The 19,502-nt window shown below is 72.3% G+C and carries 16 protein-coding genes and 1 tRNA gene; 8 read left to right on the top strand and 9 right to left on the bottom strand.

Features of this window, described 5'->3' with window-relative positions; translation table 11 throughout:
- Positions 1-63: 63 nt before the first annotated feature.
- Positions 64-1,443: a diaminopimelate decarboxylase gene (locus tag ABZY31_RS15510; RefSeq protein ID WP_356409879.1), complete on the top strand. Its 1,380-nt coding sequence runs from the start codon at positions 64-66 to the stop codon at positions 1,441-1,443.
- Positions 1,444-1,454: 11 nt separating this feature from the next.
- Here ABZY31_RS15510 and ABZY31_RS15505 read toward each other — a convergent pair whose 3' ends face one another.
- A complete protein-coding gene (locus ABZY31_RS15505) occupies positions 1,455-2,306 on the bottom strand; it encodes a MurR/RpiR family transcriptional regulator (RefSeq protein ID WP_356409876.1) in 852 nt (283 codons plus the stop codon).
- A gap of 171 nt (positions 2,307-2,477) precedes the next feature.
- Between ABZY31_RS15505 and ABZY31_RS15500 the strand changes: the two genes are divergently transcribed.
- Positions 2,478-2,855 (top strand): hypothetical protein, encoded by a 378-nt coding sequence (locus ABZY31_RS15500; RefSeq protein ID WP_356409874.1) that lies wholly within the window; start codon positions 2,478-2,480, stop codon positions 2,853-2,855.
- An 801-nt stretch (positions 2,856-3,656) separates the two neighbouring features.
- Here the strand turns inward: ABZY31_RS15500 and ABZY31_RS15495 are convergent.
- Positions 3,657-5,039 (bottom strand): cystathionine beta-synthase, encoded by a 1,383-nt coding sequence (locus ABZY31_RS15495; protein ID WP_356410007.1) that lies wholly within the window; start codon positions 5,037-5,039, stop codon positions 3,657-3,659.
- A 124-nt stretch (positions 5,040-5,163) separates the two neighbouring features.
- On the opposite strand from ABZY31_RS15495, the gene ABZY31_RS15490 reads away from it, so the two are divergent.
- From ABZY31_RS15490 to ABZY31_RS15480, 3 genes are all read left to right on the top strand, one after another.
- The gene (locus ABZY31_RS15490; RefSeq protein ID WP_356409871.1) at positions 5,164-6,252 is read left to right on the top strand and encodes an SGNH/GDSL hydrolase family protein; all 1,089 of its coding nucleotides are present in this window, start codon (positions 5,164-5,166) and stop codon (positions 6,250-6,252) included.
- Positions 6,253-6,416: 164 nt separating this feature from the next.
- Positions 6,417-7,634: an acetyl-CoA C-acetyltransferase gene (locus ABZY31_RS15485; protein ID WP_356409869.1), complete on the top strand. Its 1,218-nt coding sequence runs from the start codon at positions 6,417-6,419 to the stop codon at positions 7,632-7,634.
- 313 nt (positions 7,635-7,947) lie between these two features.
- Positions 7,948-8,766: a hypothetical protein gene (locus ABZY31_RS15480; RefSeq protein ID WP_356410006.1), complete on the top strand. Its 819-nt coding sequence runs from the start codon at positions 7,948-7,950 to the stop codon at positions 8,764-8,766.
- Here ABZY31_RS15480 and ABZY31_RS15475 read toward each other — a convergent pair.
- Positions 8,750-9,103: a hypothetical protein gene (locus tag ABZY31_RS15475; protein ID WP_356409866.1), complete on the bottom strand. Its 354-nt coding sequence runs from the start codon at positions 9,101-9,103 to the stop codon at positions 8,750-8,752. The two genes, ABZY31_RS15480 and ABZY31_RS15475, sit on opposite strands and share 17 nt — an antisense overlap.
- Before the next feature lie 101 nt (positions 9,104-9,204).
- On the opposite strand from ABZY31_RS15475, the gene ABZY31_RS15470 reads away from it, so the two are divergent.
- Complete coding sequence (locus tag ABZY31_RS15470; protein ID WP_330330803.1) at positions 9,205-9,435, top strand: DUF4287 domain-containing protein; 231 nt, start codon at positions 9,205-9,207, stop codon at positions 9,433-9,435.
- Between the two features lie 135 nt (positions 9,436-9,570).
- Here ABZY31_RS15470 and ABZY31_RS15465 read toward each other — a convergent pair whose 3' ends face one another.
- Both ABZY31_RS15465 and ABZY31_RS15460 read right to left on the bottom strand, forming a co-directional pair.
- Positions 9,571-10,416 carry a Bax inhibitor-1/YccA family protein gene (locus ABZY31_RS15465; protein ID WP_356409863.1) on the bottom strand — a complete coding sequence of 282 codons (846 nt, stop codon included), beginning with the start codon at positions 10,414-10,416 and terminating at the stop codon, positions 9,571-9,573.
- 197 nt (positions 10,417-10,613) lie between these two features.
- Positions 10,614-10,693: transfer RNA gene (locus ABZY31_RS15460), tRNA-Leu, on the bottom strand.
- Between the two features lie 495 nt (positions 10,694-11,188).
- Here ABZY31_RS15460 and ABZY31_RS15455 point away from each other — a divergent pair.
- Together ABZY31_RS15455 and ABZY31_RS15450 are read left to right on the top strand one after the other, a co-directional pair.
- Complete coding sequence (locus ABZY31_RS15455) at positions 11,189-11,953, top strand: ABC transporter ATP-binding protein (RefSeq protein ID WP_356410003.1); 765 nt, start codon at positions 11,189-11,191, stop codon at positions 11,951-11,953.
- Between the two features lie 69 nt (positions 11,954-12,022).
- On the top strand, positions 12,023-14,578 hold the full coding sequence (locus ABZY31_RS15450) for an ABC transporter permease (RefSeq protein WP_356409860.1): 2,556 nt from the start codon (positions 12,023-12,025) through the stop codon (positions 14,576-14,578).
- A 79-nt stretch (positions 14,579-14,657) separates the two neighbouring features.
- Here the strand turns inward: ABZY31_RS15450 and ABZY31_RS15445 are convergent, their stop codons facing one another.
- The 4 genes from ABZY31_RS15445 to ABZY31_RS15430 all read right to left on the bottom strand — a co-directional run bounded on the left by ABZY31_RS15445 (position 14,658) and on the right by ABZY31_RS15430 (position 19,469).
- Positions 14,658-16,013, bottom strand: a complete 1,356-nt coding sequence (locus ABZY31_RS15445) for a cyclopropane-fatty-acyl-phospholipid synthase family protein (protein WP_356409857.1) — start codon at positions 16,011-16,013, stop codon at positions 14,658-14,660.
- Positions 16,014-16,189: 176 nt separating this feature from the next.
- Positions 16,190-17,575, bottom strand: coding sequence for an NAD(P)/FAD-dependent oxidoreductase (locus ABZY31_RS15440; protein ID WP_356409854.1), 1,386 nt, complete (start codon positions 17,573-17,575; stop codon positions 16,190-16,192).
- A gap of 380 nt (positions 17,576-17,955) precedes the next feature.
- Complete coding sequence (locus tag ABZY31_RS15435) at positions 17,956-18,897, bottom strand: Ppx/GppA phosphatase family protein (RefSeq protein WP_356409851.1); 942 nt, start codon at positions 18,895-18,897, stop codon at positions 17,956-17,958.
- Positions 18,894-19,469: a DUF501 domain-containing protein gene (locus ABZY31_RS15430; protein ID WP_356409849.1), complete on the bottom strand. Its 576-nt coding sequence runs from the start codon at positions 19,467-19,469 to the stop codon at positions 18,894-18,896. Before ABZY31_RS15430 ends, ABZY31_RS15435 begins: the two co-directional genes overlap by 4 nt.
- Positions 19,470-19,502 lie beyond the last annotated feature (33 nt).

Below are 19,502 nucleotides of genomic sequence, written 5' to 3'. Positions count from 1 at the left end.
CACTCCCTGAATAGATTCAGTCAACAGCTGCGGGCATGTCGCGGGGGTGGTTGGCTGGCGGACATGACCGCGCCGAGCGCCGACGTGCCCGCCCGCGGGGGCCCCGAGGGCCCCGCCGCGCGCCGCGACCTGGCCGTACGGGCCGCCGTACGGCAGGGCCTGGTGGGACCCGGCGAGAGCGATGCGCCCCTGGTGTGCCTGCTCGACACCGCCGGGATCCGGGCCTCGGCCGCCGCCCTGACGGCCGCCTTCGCCGCCGCGCTGCCACCCGGCACGCCCGTCCTGCACGCCTTCGCCGTCAAGGCCTGCCCGCTGGTCCCGGTGCTGCGGCTGCTCGCGGACGCGGGGCTGGGCTGCGAGGTGGCCAGCGCCGGCGAGCTGGCCCTGGCCCGGGCCGCGGGGGTGGACCCCGGGCGCACCGTCCTGGACTCCCCCGCCAAGACGACCGCCGAACTGCGCGAGGCCCTGGACCGGGGCATCGCCGTCAACATCGACAACCGCCAGGAGCTGGAGCGCGTCGACGCCCTGGTCGCGGGCCGCCCCGGTCCCGTGCGCTCCCCGGTGGGCCTGCGGATCAACCCGCAGACGGGCGCGGGCACGATCGACGCGCTCTCCACCGCCACCGGCACCTCGAAGTTCGGGTTCGCGCTGCGCGACGAGGGGGCGCGCGCGTGGCTGGTGCGCGCCTGCGCCGCGCGCCCCTGGCTGACCCGGCTGCACACCCACTCCGGGTCGCAAGGGGTACCGCTGGCGCTGATCGCGCGGGGCGCGGCCGAGGTGCACGCGCTCGCCGAGGAGATCAACGCGGCGGCCGGAGCGCGGCGGATCGACACGCTCGACATCGGCGGCGGGCTCCCGGTGAACTTCGCCTCGGACGAGGAGGCCCCCACCTACGCCGCGTACGTCGCCGCCCTGCGCGCGGCCGTCCCCGCCCTCTTCGACGGCTCGTACGGCCTGGTCACCGAGTTCGGCCGGTCCCTGACCGCGAAGCACGGCCTGGTGATCGCCCGGGTCGAGTACGCCAAGACCTCCGGCGGCCGCCCCATCGCGCTCACCCACGCCGGGGTCCAGCTGGCCACCCGCACGGTGTACGCGCCCGCCGTGTGGCCGCTGCGGATCCTGGCCTACGACGGCCGGGGCGTGCCCAAGGGCGGCGGACCGGTCGTCCAGGACGTGGCGGGGCCCGCCTGCTTCGCGGGCGACCTGCTGGCCGAGGGCCGCCGGCTGCCGCCGCTCGCCGCGGGCGACCTGATCGCCGTACCGGACACGGGCGCGTACTTCTTCACGGCCCACTACGGCTACAACAGCCTGCCGCGCCCGCCCGTGCACGGATTCACGGTCGGGGCGGACGGCGCGGTCCGCTTCGCGGCGGCCCGCCCCGGCCAGCCGCTCGCCGCCCTCGTCGAGGAGGCGGGCGGCGGGACCCGGGACGCCCTGCTGTAGCCGCCCTACCGCTATTCGACGAAGAGGGAACGGGCGGCGGCCTTCGCGTCGAAGGCCTCCAGCCGGGCCTGCGCGTCCGGCAGCGCGTCCGCCATCGACTCCAGCAGCACCCGCCCCAGGAGCATCGGCGCGCATGCCGTGTCGAACGCCAGCCCGGTGCCGACCGGCGCCGGAATCAGCAGGTCCGAGTGGCGGGCGACGGGGGCGAAGGCGGAATCGGCGACCGTGACCACGCTCAGGCCTGCCGTACGGGCGTACTCCAGGGCCGCCACCACCTCGCGCGGGTGGCGCGGCAGCGCGAAGCACAGCAGCGCCGAGGCACCGGAGGCGACCGCCGCGTCGATCCGGTCGGCCAGCATCGAACCGCCCTCGTCCAGCAGGCGCACGTCCGGGTGCACCTTGCCCGCGAAGTACGCGAACCCGCGCGCCTGCGAGGACGCGGCCCGCAGCCCGAGCACCGGCAGCGGGACCGAAGCGGCGAGCAGCCGCCCCGCCTCCTCCACCGGCCCCGGGTCGGCGAGCATCGCCGAGAGGTGGCGCAGGTTGTCGATCTCGGCCTGTACCGCCTGCTGGTAGGAGTTGTACGTGTCGCTGCCGGCCGCGCCGGAGCGTGCCGCGGGGGCCACCTCGCGCAGGTGCCGGCGCAGTGCCGGGTAGCCGTCGAAGCCGAGGGCCACCGCGAAGCGGGTGACCGACGGCTGGCTGACCCCGGCCAGATCGGCCAGCTCGACGCTGGACAGGAAGGGCACCTCGGCCGCCCCCCGCACCATGCAGTGGGCGATCCGCCGCTGGGTCGGCGTGAGCCGGTGCCCCTCGAACAGCTTCTGCAGCCGTGCGGCCGGACCGTCCCCGCTGTCGCTCATCCCGCCCCTCCCGTCCCGTCCCGTGAACCCCTGAAGTATTCAGTCAGCAAGCACTCTGCATGCGGTTATGCAGGACGGCAAGCGAGGGCCGGTGCGCGGGACGGGATACGGGGGCGGGATACGGGGGCTAGCCCCAGTGCCGCGCGGCGGGGGCGTTCCTAGCCTGGAGGCATGGAACCCCACTCCCAAGAGCTCAGGAAAGACTTCGACGCCACCTTGAGGGCCCGCGGGGAACTGGGGCCCGAGTACGAGGCGGCGCTCGTGGATTCGTTCGTCGAGAAGGTGGACACCCAGGTCCGGCGCCGCCTGGCCGAGCAGCGCCTCCACGAGGCCCGCGGCGGCTCCGCCGCCCATGGCGTCGGCCTCCCCACCTTCGCCGAACGCTTCGGCTTCGCCATCGTGACGCTGGTCCTGGCGATCCCGCTGTCGGCCATCGGCGTCGCCAACGCCGGCTTCAGCGGCCTCCTGGTCTCCTGGGCGGGCATCCTGGGCGTCAACTTCGCCCACGCCGCCAAATCCTTCCCCCGCCTGTCCGCTCCGCGGGAGTAGGGGCGGGAGCCTCCGGGGGGCCTGGCCCGTGGTCACGCCGGCCCGGTGGGGACGTCCCTGGCGCTACGGCAGGCATCTGCGCGACCCCGGAATTCCTTCCGGCGCCCGGCCCGGGTGCACGCCGGAGGGATCGCACAGCTGGGCGGTCCCACCCCTTGCCTCCGGCGGCGCCTCAAACGCCGGCGAGGCTGATTTTCGCCCCCGGGGCCGCTTGCTGCGCATAGTGGCATCGCCAGCCCCAGCAATTCCGGCCCCGCCGGAGGCAACGCACGGAAGGCCAGGGGCCGGAACCTGGCCAGCAAATCCCAGCCCCGCCGGCGTTTGAGGCGCCGCCGGAGGCAGCGGGCCGGAGGCCAGAGGGCGGGAACCAGCCCAGGCCACCCCGGACAACCCAGCCCCGCCGGCGTTTGAGGCGCCGCCGGAGGCGACCGGGGACCGGGCGGTGCCCGGGAGGAAGAGGTATGGCGGGGACCGCCGCACCCCCGGCGGGCCGGGGGGCGGGACGACGGCGGTCCCCGCGAAGGACACGGGCCGGGTCAGGGCCGTCCGTATCCATGGCGTCCCGCGGTCCGGGAGCCGCTCCGGAGACGCGCAACGCCGTTCGTGACGCCGGAGGAACCGTTCCGGGGACCCGTTTCCGGATCCCCCGCTCCCTTCCGACGAACACCACTGTGCCGGAGCCGTGTTAAGCCGGTGCTGCCACCACGTGTCGGCCCCGTACCGATCGCACGAAGCCCCCGCGTCCTCCCGCAGACGCGCGGCCCCCGGCCCCCGGCCCCCGGCCCCCGGCCAGGGGTTCGGCTACTTCGCCCCGCGGGCCAGGAACGCCAGGAGGTCCTGGCGGCTGACGACGCCGGTCGGCTTGCCCTCGACCAGGACGATCGCGGCGTCCGCCGTACCCAGCACCGCCATCAGCTCGGAGACCGGCTCGCCGGAGCCGACCTGCGGCAGGGGCGCGCTCATGTGCTTCTCCAGCGGGTCGCCTAGCGAGGCCCGCTGCGCGAACAGCGCCGAGAGGAGCTCCTTCTCCACCACCGACCCGATGACCTCGGCGGCCATCACGTCCGGGTGCCCAGCGCCCGGCTTGACGATCGGCATCTGCGAGACGCCGTACTCGCGCAGCACCTCGATGGCCTCCCCGACGGTCTCCTCGGGGTGCATGTGGACGAGCGAGGGGATCCCGCCCTCCTTGTCGGCCAGGACCGCGCCGATGCGGGCGGCGGGGCCCGCCTCCTCCAGGAAGCCGTGCCCGGCCATCCACTCGTCGCTGAAGATCTTGCTGAGGTAGCCGCGGCCGCTGTCCGGCAGCAGGACGACGACCACGTCGTCCGGCCCGAGGCCCTCGGCCGCCTTCAGCGCCGCCACGACGGCCATGCCGCAGGAGCCGCCGACGAGCAGCCCCTCTTCCTTGGCCAGGCGGCGGGTCATCTGGAAGGAGTCCTTGTCGGACACCGCGATGATCTCGTCCGTCACGTTGCGGTCGTAGGCGGAGGGCCAGAAGTCCTCGCCGACGCCCTCGACGAGGTACGGACGGCCGGAGCCGCCGGAGTAGACCGAGCCCTCGGGGTCGGCGCCGATGACCTTGACCTTGCCGCCGGAGACCTCCTTGAGGTACCCGCCGGTGCCGGAGATCGTGCCGCCCGTGCCGACGCCCGCGACGAAGTGGGTGATCTTCCCCTCCGTCTGCTCCCACAGCTCGGGACCGGTGGTCTCGTAGTGCGAACGGGGGTTGTTCGGGTTGCTGTACTGGTCGGGCTTCCAGGCGCCGGGCTCGCGCGCGAGGCGGTCGGACACGTTGTAGTACGAGTCCGGGTGCTCGGGGTCGACGGCGGTCGGGCAGACCACGACCTCGGCGCCGTACGCGCGCATCACGTTGATCTTGTCCATCGAGACCTTGTCAGGACAGACGAAGATGCACTTGTAACCCTTCTGCTGGGCCACGATGGCGAGTCCTACACCGGTGTTGCCGCTGGTCGGCTCCACGATGGTGCCACCGGGCTTGAGCGCTCCGCTCTGCTCGGCGGCCTCGATCATGCGCAGGGCGATGCGGTCCTTCACGGATCCGCCCGGGTTGAAGTACTCGACCTTGGCCAGGACGGTGGCCTGGATGCCGTCGGTCACACGGTTGAGCTTCACCAGCGGGGTGTTGCCGACGAGGCTGATCATCGAGTCGTGGAATTGCACCATGTTCTCCAAGGAGGGGACTCCACGGGTTCTCCGGGAGGTCCCGCCAGACTAAGCGGAAAGGGATTGGAGCAGCGGCACTACGGGGCAGGTAAGCCAGCAGAGGCAAGGAGGGTGACCTGAAGTGTCGAGGGCGAGAACGGCCCGCAGGATCGCGGCGGGCGCGGCGTACGGCGGCGGCGGCCTCGGCCTGCTCGGGGCCGCCGCGGTGGGGCTGGTCGTGGCGGAGGTCCAGCTGGCCAAGCGGACCGTGGGCTTCGGCCTGCCCGACCCACCGCGCGCGGACGGGCTGTACGGGAGCGAGTTCGGCGGCCCGGAGCTGAGTCCCGGCCCGCTGCGGCTCGCCATGCTGGGCGACTCCACGGCAGCGGGGCTCGGCGTACGGCGGGCCCGGCAGACCCCTGCGGCGCTGCTGGCCTCGGGACTGGCCGCGGTCGCGGAGCGGCCGGTACAGCTGCGCAACGTCGCGCTGTCGGGGGCCATGTCGGACGATCTCGACCGCCAGGTGTCGCTGCTGCTCGACCACGGCGAGAAGGCCCCCGACGTGGCCGTCGTGATGATCGGGGCCAATGACGTGACCCGCAGGATGCCGCCGACCCAGTCGGTGCGGCTGCTGACGGCCGCGGTGAAGCGGCTGCGGCTGGCGGGGACCGAGGTCGTCGTGGGCACCTGCCCGGACCTCGGCACGATCGAGCCGGTGTACCAGCCGCTGCGCTGGGTGGCCCGCCGGGTGTCCCGGCAGCTGGCCGCCGCGCAGACCATCGGCGTGGTGGCCCAGGGCGGCCGCACCGTCTCGATGGGGGACCTGCTGGGCCCGGAGTTCGCCGCGAACCCGCGCGAGATGTTCGGCCCGGACTCCTACCACCCGTCCGCCGAGGGGTACGCGACCGCCGCCATGGCGGTGCTGCCCACCCTCTGCGCGACCCTGGCCCTGTGGCCCGAGTCCGACCGGCTGGACGTCTCCCGCGACGAGGACATGCTCCCGGTGGCCGAGGCCGCCTCGGCGGCCGCGAGCCAGGCGGGCACCGAGGTCACGGCCGCCCGCGCGCCCTGGGCACTGCTCAAGCACCGGCGCCGGCGGCGGCTGCCGGAGGGCGTGGCCGAAGCCGCCTCGCAGCCCGACGCCGCCTCACCGCCGGAAGCTGCCTCCCCGCCGGAGGACGCCTCGCAGCCGCAGGACGACCGGTCGCTCCCGGACGCCCCGGTCTCCTGACCGGCCAGGGCCGGCCACGACCGGCCCGGTCACCCGGTCCCGATCGGCTGCCCGCGGCGCCATTGCGGTGCTCGTCACACGGCGAGGGCGGTGAATTCGACGGTACGGGCCGGTAACTTCACATGCGGTCCCGGCACAACCGCAACCCACCCCTTGGAGTCCCGATGCCCGAAGCCGTCATCGTTTCCACCGCCCGCTCCCCCATCGGCCGGGCCTTCAAGGGCTCCCTCAAGGACCTGCGCCCGGACGATCTGACCGCCACGATCGTCCAGGCCGCCCTCGCGAAGATCCCGGAGCTGGACCCGCGCGAGATCGACGACCTGATGCTGGGCTGCGGCCTGCCGGGCGGCGAGCAGGGCAGCAACCTGGGCCGGATCGTGGCCGTGCAGATGGGCATGGACCACCTGCCGGGCATGACGCTCACCCGTTACTGTTCCTCCTCGCTCCAGACCTCGCGCATGGCCCTGCACGCCATCAAGGCCGGCGAGGGCGACGTCTTCATCTCGGCGGGCGTCGAGATGGTCTCCCGTTCCGTCAACGGCTCCTCGGACATCCGCGAGACCCACAACCCGCTCTTCGCCGACGCCGAGGCCCGTACGGCCGCCGTCGCCGAGAGCGAGGGCTCGACCTGGCACGACCCGCGCGAGGACGGCCTGATCCCCGACGCGTACATCGCGATGGGGCAGACGGCCGAGAACCTGGCCCGCCTCAAGGGCGTGACCCGCCAGGACATGGACGAGTTCGGCGTCCGTTCGCAGAACCTCGCCGAGGCCGCCATCAAGAACGGCTTCTGGGAGCGCGAGATCACCCCGGTGACGACGCCGGACGGCACCGTGGTCTCCACGGACGACGGCCCGCGCGCCGGGGTCACCCTGGAAGGCGTCCAGGGCCTCAAGCCCGTCTTCCGCCCCGACGGCCTGGTCACGGCGGGCAACTGCTGCCCGCTCAACGACGGCGCCGCCGCGCTGGTCATCATGAGCGACACCAAGGCCCGCGAGCTGGGCCTGACCCCGCTGGCCCGCATCGTCTCCACCGGGGTCACCGGCCTCTCCCCCGAGATCATGGGCCTCGGCCCGGTCGAGGCGTCCAAGCAGGCCCTCAAGCGCGCCGGCCTGACCATCGGCGACATCGACCTGGTCGAGATCAACGAGGCCTTCGCGGCCCAGGTGATCCCCTCCTACCGCGACCTCGGCGTGGACCTGGACAAGCTGAACGTCAACGGCGGTGCCATCGCCGTCGGCCACCCCTTCGGGATGACGGGCGCGCGGATCACCGGCACCCTCATCAACGGCCTCCAGTTCCACGACAAGCAGTTCGGCCTGGAGACGATGTGCGTGGGCGGCGGCCAGGGCATGGCCATGGTCATCGAGCGCCTCAGCTAGTCCGAACGGGCCCTCCGCTTGATCGTTTTCCTCGGGGCCCAAGCGCCCCAAGGAAAACCGGTCGATCCGTACGCCGCACCGGCCCCGGATCCAACCCCCTCGCGGCCGACCTGTGACCGAATCTCCCCCAGGATGTGACCTATGTCCTGGGGGTTCGGCATTTGCGCAGGTCAGGACGCGGCAGGGGAGAACGTCCGGGACGAAAGACCTGTCCAATTCATGACGTAATGCACTGCAAGCCATTCCCAGGACGGGACAAGCTGATGTAGGAAGTCGGGGGATCGAATACATCAGGAGTTAGTCAGTGAGCGCCATGTCTCTTGCCCTGCTGCTGACCACGGCCGCTGCCACGGCCGTGGGCGCCGCCGCGCTGCACGCAGTCCACGGCCTGCGCAAGCAGGTCTCCGCGCTGCGCGCTGAACTGGCGGTTCCGGCGCACCCCCGCGCCATGACCGTGCCGCACGCCCGCGCCGCCGTCGCCTCTCCCGCCTCGGAGATACGGACCGCGGTGGCGGAGGCCCTCGCCGAGGAGCGGGAGCGCGAGCTGGCCGAAGCGCGCGCCTTCTGGGCCGCGCAAGAGGCCCGGGACGCCGCCGACGCGCCGTCGCTGCTGGGCGGTCTGCCCGGGCTCGGCGAGGCCGGCGAGGAGAATCCCGTCTTCCTGCCCCGCCAGGCGGACCTGGTGGGGCTGGAGCCCTTCCTGGGGGACGAGGCCGACGACTACGCCTACCCGGAGGACTCCGCCGAGCTGGCCGCGGCCCGCCGCCGCCACCCCTCGCACCCGGACTTCGTACCGGTCCAGGCCGCCGCGCCGGGCGCCGACCACGAGCGCACCGTCAGCCGGCTGGAAGAGCTCGCGCAGGCCCGTACCGCGCTGGCCGACGTCCGCCCCGGCCCGCTGGGCACCCTGGACGTGTACGTCTTCACCGACGGCACCACCCTGTGCATGACCCCGGGCCACCGGGAGACCGCGGAGCGCCTGGCCGAGGCCCTGCGCTCGGGCACCGCGCCGGTCCTGCTGGGCGGCTCGGGCATCTCCGGCGCGTACGCGCTGACCTTCTCCTGCGGTGACGCCGGGGACCCCGACGACAACGTCTACATCCTGGCCGACCGGGTCATCGCATCGCTCTGACTTCCGCCCGCTCCACCAGCCGTACGGCCTCGTCCAGCACCTCGGACGGGGCCGTCGCCGCGTCCGGGCCGACCGGGTCCGCGGCGCGCAGCGCCTCCGCCAGGTCCAGCCCGGCCACCGCGACCTGATCGCCGACGACGAAGATCCCGGCGTCCGGCATCTCGCGCGGCGCAGCCGCGTCCGGGAGGCCTTCGAGGCGCTGCGCGCGCAGGGACAGCTCGCGGGCCAGGGCCAGCCCCTCGGCGGCGGCGCCGCGCTGGAGGCGGCTCTGCGGGGCGGAGCGGAGCCGGTCGGCGAACCGCTCCACGACGGCGGTCAGGGGTGACGTATCGAGCACGCGGCCGACCTTACGCGCCGCCCGGGCGCCATTGCCAACGGGCGAACGGTCAGGCACGGTGACGGGGAGGGAACAGCACGGCGATACCCCCGGAGGCGCCCATGTCCGTAGAGTTCTCGGAGCCCACCCACCGCAACATGATCTCCAGAATCCCCCAGACCACCGGTCGTGACCTCTCCGACTGGCTCCGCACCGTCGACGAGGGCCCCTCCCTCATCCGGTTCGAGGAGAAGGTCAGCTGGCTGCTCGGCGCGCACGAGCTGTCGTACGGCCAGGCCAAGGCGATCATCCACGAATACGACCTGCGCAGGGCCGCCAGGAAGTTCGGCTGAGCCTCCCCCGCACCCCTTGCCCCCGACCCCTGCCCCCGGATCCCTACACGCCCCGACATGCGGGAAGGCCCCGCGAGCGCGCTCGCGGGGCCTTCCGTACGCGCGGGTGTCCTGCGCGGGGGACGTACCCGGGTACTAGTCGCCCTTGAGGATCGACAGCAGGCGCAGCATCTCCATGTAGATCCACACCAGGGTCATGGTGAGGCCGAAGGCCGCCAGCCAGGACTCCTCGCGGGGGGCGCCGTACTGCACGCCGTCCTCGACCTGCTTGAAGTCGAGGGCGAGGAAGCAGGCGCCCAGGATGATGCCGATGACACCGAAGAGGATGCCGAGCCCGCCGGACCGGAAGCCGAGGCCGTCGCCGCCGCCGAAGACGGCGAACAGCAGGTTGACGGCCATGAGGAGCATGAAGCCCAGCGCGGCGGCGATCACGAAGCCGTAGAAGCGGCGGGTGACGCGGATCCAGCGCATCTTGTACGCGAGCAGCACGCCGGCGAAGACGCACATCGTGCCCAGGACGGCCTGGATGACCACGCCCTCACCGATGTAGGTGCTGGTGGCCGAGCTGATGACGCCGAGGAAGACGCCCTCGAAGGCCGCGTAGGCCAGGATCACCGCGGGCATCGGCTTGCGCTTGAAAGACTGGACCATCGCGAGGACGAACGCGATGAGCGCCGCGCCGAGGGCGATGCCGTACGACTTGTTGATGTTCGCCGGGTCGACCGGGAGGGCGATCCAGGCGATGACCGCGGTCAGGACGACCGTGCCGAGCGTCATGGCCGTACGGCTCACGACGTCGTCGATGGTCATCGCGCCGCGGTTGACCGCCGCCTGGGGCATGCCGGTCTGCGGGTCGGTCGCATACGGGTTCGTCGCGTACGGGTTGGTCGCGGTCCCGGCCTGCTGCGCGTCAAAGCCCGCGTAGCCGCCGTTGTCGCGGCTGAACCCCCGTCGCGAGAAGACCGGGTTGCTGCTCCTCATCTCACTCCTCCATGGCCACGGTGTGCGGCCTGTTGCGTCAAGGGTAATGCGTTAGCAAAAAAATCACCCTACTGCTGAAGGAGGATCTTAGAAGAAGGCAGGGCGGAGCGCAGGAGAGGAGCGCGGGCGGCGGCCGACGCGGCGGAAGGCGGCGAACGGGGCGGTGGCGGGTCCACGGGGCGACGGCACGGCGGGAGTGCCCGGAGCCGGACTCGAACCGGCACGGCCTAAGCCAGCGAGGTTTAAGCTCGCCGTGTCTGCATTCCACCATCCGGGCCCTGCGTCCCCCATGACGAGCACCTGAGCGCAGTGGCGAGCGTATCCCGGAACCCGCCCGTGACCGGCGGCTCTTCTTTCCGATGTTGTCTGATTTTATTGATGCTTGAGGGACCGTCAGACACAAGAACCCGGGGTGGGTGCCCTGCGGACGACGATCACGCGGCGCCCGTGATTGACGGGATTTCGATGGCTCCCACCACCCCGCGCCACCACGTACGCCACCCCGCACCACCCCGCCGCGCCCCGGCAACTCCCCGGCCGCGCACCGCGAGCGGACCCGCCGAGCGCCCCGGGGCCGCCGGCACCGCCTCCCCCGGGCCGGACTCAGGGGCGCCGTCATACCAGAGGAGGATCCCCGCGCTCCGGCGGTCAGCCTCCGGTGGCCCCCCGAACAAGCTCGGCGGCTGATCCGGAGCGGGGGTGCGCGCGGAGAGGATGGAGAAAGTCCCGCCAGTCCGTCAGATCGCCGCTCGAAGGAGCTCCCGTGACCACCGTGAACTACGCCCCGCACACCACTCAGACCGTGGCCGCCCGCGCCACGCAGCTCTCCAAGGTGTACGGCCAGGGCGAGACCCAGGTGGTCGCCCTGGACAACGTCTCCGTGGACTTCGGCCGCGGCCAGTTCACCGCGATCATGGGCCCCTCCGGATCCGGCAAGTCGACGCTGATGCACTGCGTCGCGGGCCTGGACACCTTCTCCGCCGGATCCGTCCGGATAGGCGAGACGGAGCTGGGCTCCCTCAAGGACAAGCAGCTCACGCAGCTGCGCCGGGACAAGATCGGCTTCATCTTCCAGGCGTTCAACCTGCTGCCGACGCTGACGGCCCTGGAGAACATCACCCTCCCCATGGACATCGCGGGCCGCAAGCCCGACAAGCAGTGGCTCGACTCGGTCATCGCCATGGTCGGCCTGTCCGACCGCCTCGGCCACCGCCCCACCCAGCTCTCCGGCGGCCAGCAGCAGCGCGTGGCCGTGGCCCGCGCCCTGGCCTCCCGCCCCGAGATCATCTTCGGTGACGAGCCGACCGGAAACCTGGACTCCCGTTCGGGCGCCGAGGTGCTCGGCTTCCTGCGCAACTCCGTCCGCGAGCTCGGCCAGACCGTCGTCATGGTCACCCACGACCCGGTCGCCGCCTCCTACGCGGACCGCGTGATCTTCCTCGCCGACGGCCGGATCGTGGACGAGATGATCAGCCCCACCGCCGACGGCGTGCTGGACCGCATGAAGGCCTTCGACGCCAAGGGCCGTACGAGCTGACCCGGTCGCGGGCCCCCCGGGCCCCCCGAAGCCACCTCCCAGACTTCCAGCACCAGGACTGACACACCCATGTTCCGTACCGCCCTGCGCAACGTCCTCGCGCACAAGGCCAGGCTGTTGATGACGGTGCTCGCCGTCACCCTCGGCGTCGCGTTCGTCTCCGGCACCCTCGTCTTCACCGACACCCTCAAGAAGTCCCTGAGCAGCCAGTCCGCGAAGAGCTACGACGGCGTCGCCGTCTCGGTCTCCTCCTACGGCCAGACCCGCGGCGACAACGGCCAGAAGGAGGGCGAACCCGGCATCAGCCAGGCGACCCTCGACAAGGTCGGCCGGACCGCCGGAGTCGCCTCCGTCACCGGCCGGGTCACCGGCTTCGCCGGCGTCGGCGACGAGCACGGCAAGCTCATCGGCCAGGGCTGGTCGAACGCGGGCTCCAACTTCGCCCCCGGCAAGGACGGCAAGGACCCGCGCTCCACCTTCGTCCAGGGCTCCGGACCGGTGAAGGCCGACCAGATCGCCCTCGACAAGGACAGCGCCGCCGCGGGCAAGTACGCGGTCGGCGACAAGGTCCGGGTCGCGACCAAGGGCCCGGTGAAGGAGTACACCCTCAGCGGTGTCTTCACCACCGAGGACGGCGCGGTCAAGGCCGGCGGCAGCCTGGTGCTGTTCACCACCCCCGTCGCGCAGGAGATGTTCCTCAAGCCCGGCTTCTACCAGGAGCTGACCGTCGCCGCCCGGGCCGGCACCTCCCCCGACCAACTGCTCACGCAGATCACGCCGCTGCTCGGCAAGAACGACCACGCCCAGACCGGCGCCGCGCTCGCCGCGCAGCAGGCCAAGGACATCCAGCAGTCGATGAGCGGCATGAGCAACATGCTGCTGGCCTTCGCCGGCATCTCCCTCTTCGTCGGCGTCTTCCTCATCTACAACACCTTCACCATGCTGGTCAGCCAGCGCACCAAGGAACTGGCCCTGCTGCGCGCCGTCGGCGCCGCCCGCGGCCAGGTCATGCGCTCGGTGCTCAGCGAGGCCCTGGTAGTCGGTCTCCTCTCGGCCGCGATCGGCCTGGTCACGGGCATCGGCCTGGCGGTCGGCATGCGCTCCGTGATGAACTCCTTCGGCGCGAAGCTGCCGGGCGGTGACCTGGTCATCGCCCCGGCCACCATCGTGTGGGCCCTGGTCATCGGTGTCGTCGTCACCGTGGTCGCCGCGCTGCTGCCCGCCTGGCGCACCGGCCGGATCGCCCCGGTCGCCGCGATGGGCAGCGCCCACCTGCCGGCCTCCTCCAAGTCCCTCCTGCTGCGCAACGTCTTCGGCTGCATCCTCGGCGGCCTCGGCGTCGGCGGCGTCCTCATCGGCGTGGCGCAGGGCGGCAGCGACGGCCGGACGCTCATCGCCGGTGGTGCGTTCTTCCTGCTCATCGGGCTGATCGTGCTGCTCCCGCTGCTGTCCCTGCCGGTCATCGGCGTGCTCCGGCCGCCGCTGCAGAAGATCTTCGGGGTCCCCGGCAAGCTGGCCACCCAGAACGCCGTGCGCAACCCGCGCCGCACCGCCGTCACCGCCGCCTCCCTGGCCATCGGCCTGACCCTGGTCACCACCCTGTCGGTGCTCGGCATCACCATGGGCAAGGCCATCGACCGGCTGAGCACGGACAACATCAAGGCCGACTACCGGGTCTCCATGTCCGAGGGCGTCCGCGGCGGCGGCCTGGACGCGTCGGTGCCCGAGGTTCTTGCGAAGGCGCCGGGCATCAAGGCGGTCTCCGTCATCGCGGAGGGCTCCCTCCAGGTGAAGAACGACTTCCGCTCCGCCTCCGGCGTCAACCCCGCGACCATCGCCGACCTGCTGAACGTCCAGGTCACCAGCGGTTCGCTGAGCAGCCTCGGCAAGGGCGAACTGGCCGTCTCGGAGCAGGCCGCCAAGAAGGACGGCCTCGCGGTCGGCTCCACGCTCGACGTGCGGTTCGACGACGGCGCGCAGGTCCCGCTCAAGGTCGGCGCGGTCTTCAAGGGCCTCGACGAGCTGGTCTCGCCCTACCTCGTCGACGCCAAGGTCCTCACCGCCCACGGCGACGAGCCGTACGTCCGCTCGGTGTACGTCAACACCACCGGCGGCGCCTCGGCGACGGCCCAGCAGGCGGTCGTCGACGCGCTCGGCAAGAACCCGGCGATGACCGTCGCCACCCAGCAGGACATGCGCGACGAGCTGGGCGGCCTGATCAACATCGCCCTGAACATCATGTACGGCCTGCTCGGCATGGCGCTGATCATCTCGGTGCTCGGGGTCGTCAACACCCTCGCGATGTCCGTCTTCGAGCGGACCCAGGAGATCGGCATGCTGCGCGCCATCGGCCTGGACCGCGGCCGGGTCAAGAACATGATCCGCCTGGAGGCCGTCGTGATCTCGCTCTTCGGCGCGATCCTCGGCGTCGGCATCGGCATCTTCCTCGCCTGGGCGGTCGGCTCCACCCTCAGCGACACCATCCCCGGCTACGCGCTCGTCCTGCCCTGGGACCGGATCGGCATCTTCCTCCTGCTCGCCGGTGTGGTCGGCGTACTGGCCGCCATGTGGCCCGCCCGCAGCGCGGCCCGGCTGAACATGCTGACCGCCATCAAGACCGAGTAGCCCGGCTCCTGCAGGGACCGGCCGAAGGGCCCCGTGACCATGAGGTCGCGGGGCCCTTCGCCGTCGTCGCGCCCGGCCCCTAGAACCACGCGCGGGTGCGCGGCGCCAGCCCCGAGGTCCCGTCCCCGGCCGTCCGCACCGCCAGCACCTGGTTCACCCCGAGCCGGTTCTGCTCGAAGCCCAGCGCGGAGGCCGCCATGTACAGCAGCCAGACCCGCGCCCGCCCGGGCGAGGTGAGCTCCACCGCCTCCTCCCAGTGGTCCTCCAGCCGGGCGACCCAGGCCCGCAGGGTCAGCGCGTAGTGCTCGCGCAGCGCCTCGACGTCGCGGACCTCGAAGCCCGCCCGCTCCAGCTCGGCCACGGTGGTGCCGACCGGTGACAGCTCCCCGTCGGGGAAGACGTACGCGTCGATGAACGGGTCGATCCGGTACGCCGCCTCCGCCGCGGCGTCGGGTTCGGGGCGGCGCGCGATCTGGTGGTTCAGCAGCCGCCCGCCGGGGCGCAGCAGGGCGTACAGGTCGCCCGCGTACTCCCGGTAGCGGGCGGAGCCGACGTGCTCGGCCATCCCGATGGAGGAGATCGCGTCGTAGGGCCCGTCGGCCACGTCCCGGTAGTCTTGGACCCGGATCTCGATCCGGTCGGTCAGGCCCTCCTCCGCGATCCGCTTGCGGGCGAAGGCGGCCTGCTCGCGCGAGAGCGTGATGCCGGTGGCGCGCACCCCGTACTCCCGGGCCGCGTGCAGGACCATCGAGCCCCAGCCGCAGCCCACGTCGAGCAGCCGGTCGCCGGGCCGCAGCCCGAGCTTGCGGCAGACCAGGTCCAGCTTGTCGCGCTGGGCCGCCTCCAGATCGCCGCCGGGGCTCCAGTAGGCGCAGGAGTAGACCATGGAGGGGCCCAGCACCAGGGCGTAGAAGTCGTTGCCGACGTCGTAGTGGTGGCTGATGGCCTGCCGGTCGCGGACCTTGGTGTGCCGGGGCCCGCCGCGGCGCGGCACCTCCTCGCCCGGCGGCCCCGGCGGCGGCAGCGGCCCGGCGAGCGCGGCCAGCTCCCGCAGCGCCGCGCGCCGGTGGGGATCGCGTACGAACTCCAGCGCCCCGGCGGCCGCGGCCCGTGCCCCGGCAACCCGGCCGCGCGGCGCGGCGGGGGGCGCGCCGCCGGGGTCGGGGGCACGCTGCCAGAGCAGCCCCGACACCCGGTCCAGCAGGTCGTACAGATCGCCCTCGACGGTCAGGTCCCCGCTCACCCAGGCCCGGGCGAGGCCCACTTCGCCGGGCTTCCACACCATCCGGCGCAGGGCGCGCCGGTGGCGGATCACCAGGACGGGACCGGCGGGCGGACCCGCCTCACTGCCGTCCCAGGCGCGGATCCTGACGGGCAGCGGGGCACCCAGCAGGGTCTCGGCGAGAGCGGCCAGCCGCGGCGCGGCGTCGGTCATGGCGCACACCTCCAGTAAGGCTCCGACCCTTGCCTCTACCCAGCGCGCACACCGGGTAAGCCGCCGGGGACACGCCGCAGGAGGCCCGCCGCGGACGCACCGAAGGGGCCGCCCGCACCACGGATGGCGGGAGGCCCCTTCGGGGTCGTGCGGGGATGCTCGCGGTCAGGCCCGGGTCAGGAGGCCTTGGCCTTCTGGGCGGGAGCCGTCGCGGCGGCCGGAGCCGGGGCCGGCTTGGCGGCCTCGTAGAACTCCTCGCGCGGGGTCTCCAGCGCACCGAGGGAGACGACCTCGCGCTTGAGGAACATCGCGAGGGTCCAGTCGGCGAAGACGCGGATCTTGCGGTTCCAGGTCGGCATGGCCATGCCGTGGTAGCCACGGTGCATGTACCAGGCGAGCCGGCCCTTGAGCTTGATCTTCATGCCGCCCATGACGATCATCGCTACGCCCTTGTGGAGGCCGAGGCCCGCCACCGCACCCTTGTTGGAGTGCGAGTACTCGCCCTGCGGGAAGCCCCGCATGCCCGAGATGACGTTGTCCGCGAGGACCTTGGACTGGCGCAGCGCGTGCTGGGCGTTCGGCGGGCACCAGGCGTTCTCGACGCCGGCCTTGCGGGCCGCCATGTCCGGGACCTGGGCGTTGTCGCCCGCGGCCCAGATGTAGTCGGTGCCGGTGACCTGGAGGTCGGCGCCGGCGTCGACGTGGCCGCGCGGGCCGAGCGGCAGGCCGTAGCGGGCCAGGACCGGGTTGGGCTTGACGCCCGCGGTCCACACCAGGGTGTTGGAGTCGACCTCGAGGCCGTTCTTCAGCACCACGTGGCCGTCCACGCAGGAGTCCATGGAGGTGTTCAGGTAGATCTCGATGCCGCGCGACTCGAGGTGCTCCTTGCCCCAGGTGCCGAGCTTGGGCCCGACCTCGGGAAGGATCTTGTCGGCCGCGTCCACCAGGATGAAGCGCATGTCCTCGCGCTTGATGGTGGTGTAGTACTTCGCGGCGTCGCGGGCCATGTCCTCGACCTCGCCTATGGTCTCCGCGCCGGCGAAGCCGCCGCCGACGAAGACGAAGGTGAGGGCCTTGCGGCGGACGTCCTCGTCCGTCGTGGACTCGGCCTTGTCGAGCTGTTCGAGGACGTGGTTGCGCAGGCCGATGCCCTCTTCGACGCCCTTCATGCCGATGCCCTGTTCGGCGAGGCCGGGGATCGGGAAGGTGCGGGAGACGGCGCCGAGCGCGATCACCAGGTAGTCGAAGGGCAGCTCGTACGCCTCGCCGACCAGCGGCGTGACGACGGCGACCTTGCGGTCCTGGTCGATGCTGGTGACCCGGCCGGTGAGGACCTCCGCCTTGGGCAGCACGCGTCGCAGCGGGACGACGACGTGCCGAGGCGAGATGCTGCCTGCGGCCACTTCGGGGAGGAAGGGCTGGTAGGTCATGTACGAGCGCGGGTCGACGACCGTGACGGTCGCCTCGCCGTAGCGCATCTTCTTGAGGATGCGCTTGGCTGCGTACAGGCCTACGTACCCACCGCCTACAACGAGGATCCTGGGACGCTCCGTGGTGCTCATGGAACGAGTATCCAGCACCCCAAGGGGTGTCGCTCGTGAGCCCCTTCACAAGGTGTCCGGACCCCTCTGTTACACTGCGCCGCCCACGTGACGGAGGTCATGTTGCGCGAGGGGAACCACCGTGCGGCGGGAGACGTTGTCCACCCGCTCTGAACTGGCACTCCGGCCTATCGACGGGGTAGACCACGCCTCTCGTGGAGACCTACGGACCGACCGCAGGGGTGTCCGTGAATCACACGAACACCCCTACGAAACCGGCTCGGCGGCCTCGGAAACCCGTTCAAAGGGCCTCCGCTGAGGCCATCCGCCTTCTTTTCCTTGTGAAGAACTTCACGAACCTCGTTCGCGCGACGGCCCGTCCCACCCCCTGGGAGGGGTTCTCAGGCCGCCGACCAGCAGATCCCGTCGAGGATGTCGTGCTCGGACACCACGACCTCGCGGGCGCCGATGCGCTCCATCAGGGCCCGCAGGACGAGGGCGCCCGCGGCGATGACGTCGACGCGGCCCGGGTGCATCACGCCGATCGACGCGCGCTCCGCGTGCGTCTGGGTGAGCATCCGGTCGCTGACCTCGCGGACCTTCTCGTAGGGGATCCGGCTGTGGTGGATCGCGCGCGAGTCGTACTCCGCCAGGCCCAGGGCGATGCCCGCGACCGTGGTCACCGAACCCGCCAGGCCCACCAGGGTGCGCGCCTCGGACAGCGGCACCGACTCGGCCGCCAGGTCCAGCGCGGCCTCGATGTCGGCCCGCATCGCGGCGATCTGGGCCTCGGTCGGAGGGTCGGTGACGACGCCGTCGACGGTGAGGTGGCGCTCGGTCATCCGGACGCATCCCACGTCGACCGAGCGCGCGGCGCGCACGTGCTGCTCGCCCACCACGAACTCGGTGGAGCCCCCGCCGATGTCCACGACCAGGTACGGCGTGGCGAGGTCGTCGCGGCCCGTCAGCTCCATGGTGGCGCCGGTGAAGGAGAACTCCGCCTCCTGGTCCCCGCTGATCACCTCGGGCTCCACGCCCAGGATGTCCAGGACGCCCTGGACGAACTCGTCCCGGTTCTCCGCGTCGCGCGAGGCCGAGGTGGCCACGAAGCGGACCCGCTCGGCGCCCAGCTCCTTGATCACGGCGGCGTACTCGCGGCAGGCCGCGAAGGTGCGCTCCAGGGCCTCCGGGGCCAGCCGGCCGGTCTTGTCGACGCCCTGGCCGAGCCGGACGATGGTCATCCGCCGGTCCAGCTCGATCAGCTCGCCGGTCTCCGGGGTGCAGTCGGCGACCAGCAGGCGGATGGAGTTCGTACCGCAGTCGATGCCCGCGACCCGCGTCACGCGCCGGCCTCCGTCTGCTCCGGCCGCCCGGCCGGCTCCGGGTCCCCGGACTTCTCCGCGCACGGGGTGACGCAGGCGCCCTTGGCCCACCACTCGGGGAGCATCGCGAGCGCCTCGTCGCCGAAGGGGTTCACGCCCGGTCCGGCGGCCAGCGAGTGGCCGACCAGCACGTGCAGGCACTTCACCCGGTCGGGCATGCCGCCCGCGCTCGGGAAGCCCTCCAGCACCTCGATCGCGTCGCGCCGGGTGAGGTAGTCCTCGTGGGCGGCCCGGTAGGCGGCGGCCAGCTCCGGGTCCGTGCCGAGGCGGGCCTGCATCTCCTTCATCACGCCGTTGGCCTCCAGGGTGCCGATGGCGCCGGCGGCCCGCGGGCAGGTCAAGTAGTACAGCGTGGGGAACGGCGTGCCGTCGGGCAGGCGCGGGGCGGTCTCGACCACGTCGGGCTGCCCGCAGGGACAGCGGTGCGCGATGGCGCGCAGTCCGCGCGGCGGGCGGCCGAGCTGCTGCTCGAACGCGGCGATGTCCGCGTCCGTCGGCTCGGTCCGTGCGGTCTGGGGCGGGGGCGTCTGCATGCCTGGGGTGCGTCTTTCGGTAAGTGGTCGGTC

Source organism: Streptomyces sp. NPDC006529, from assembly GCF_040611795.1.
Taxonomy (GTDB): domain Bacteria; phylum Actinomycetota; class Actinomycetes; order Streptomycetales; family Streptomycetaceae; genus Streptomyces.
Note: the sequence above shows the minus strand (reverse complement) of the source record. Positions and strands in the feature narration are given on the sequence as shown.

Bases quoted from the DNA above. Each gene is read 5' to 3' on its own strand.
- ABZY31_RS15510 (WP_356409879.1), top strand. From the start codon at position 64: ATGACCGCGCCGAGCGCCGACGTGCCCGCCCGCGGGGGCCCCGAGGGC.
- ABZY31_RS15505 (WP_356409876.1), bottom strand. From the start codon at position 2,306: ATGAGCGACAGCGGGGACGGTCCGGCCGCACGGCTGCAGAAGCTGTTC.
- ABZY31_RS15500 (WP_356409874.1), top strand. From the start codon at position 2,478: ATGGAACCCCACTCCCAAGAGCTCAGGAAAGACTTCGACGCCACCTTG.
- ABZY31_RS15485 (WP_356409869.1), top strand. From the start codon at position 6,417: ATGCCCGAAGCCGTCATCGTTTCCACCGCCCGCTCCCCCATCGGCCGG.
- ABZY31_RS15480 (WP_356410006.1), top strand. From the start codon at position 7,948: ATGTCTCTTGCCCTGCTGCTGACCACGGCCGCTGCCACGGCCGTGGGC.
- ABZY31_RS15470 (WP_330330803.1), top strand. From the start codon at position 9,205: ATGTCCGTAGAGTTCTCGGAGCCCACCCACCGCAACATGATCTCCAGA.
- ABZY31_RS15465 (WP_356409863.1), bottom strand. From the start codon at position 10,416: ATGAGGAGCAGCAACCCGGTCTTCTCGCGACGGGGGTTCAGCCGCGAC.
- ABZY31_RS15450 (WP_356409860.1), top strand. From the start codon at position 12,023: ATGTTCCGTACCGCCCTGCGCAACGTCCTCGCGCACAAGGCCAGGCTG.
- ABZY31_RS15445 (WP_356409857.1), bottom strand. From the start codon at position 16,013: ATGACCGACGCCGCGCCGCGGCTGGCCGCTCTCGCCGAGACCCTGCTG.
- ABZY31_RS15440 (WP_356409854.1), bottom strand. From the start codon at position 17,575: ATGAGCACCACGGAGCGTCCCAGGATCCTCGTTGTAGGCGGTGGGTAC.
- ABZY31_RS15430 (WP_356409849.1), bottom strand. From the start codon at position 19,469: ATGCAGACGCCCCCGCCCCAGACCGCACGGACCGAGCCGACGGACGCG.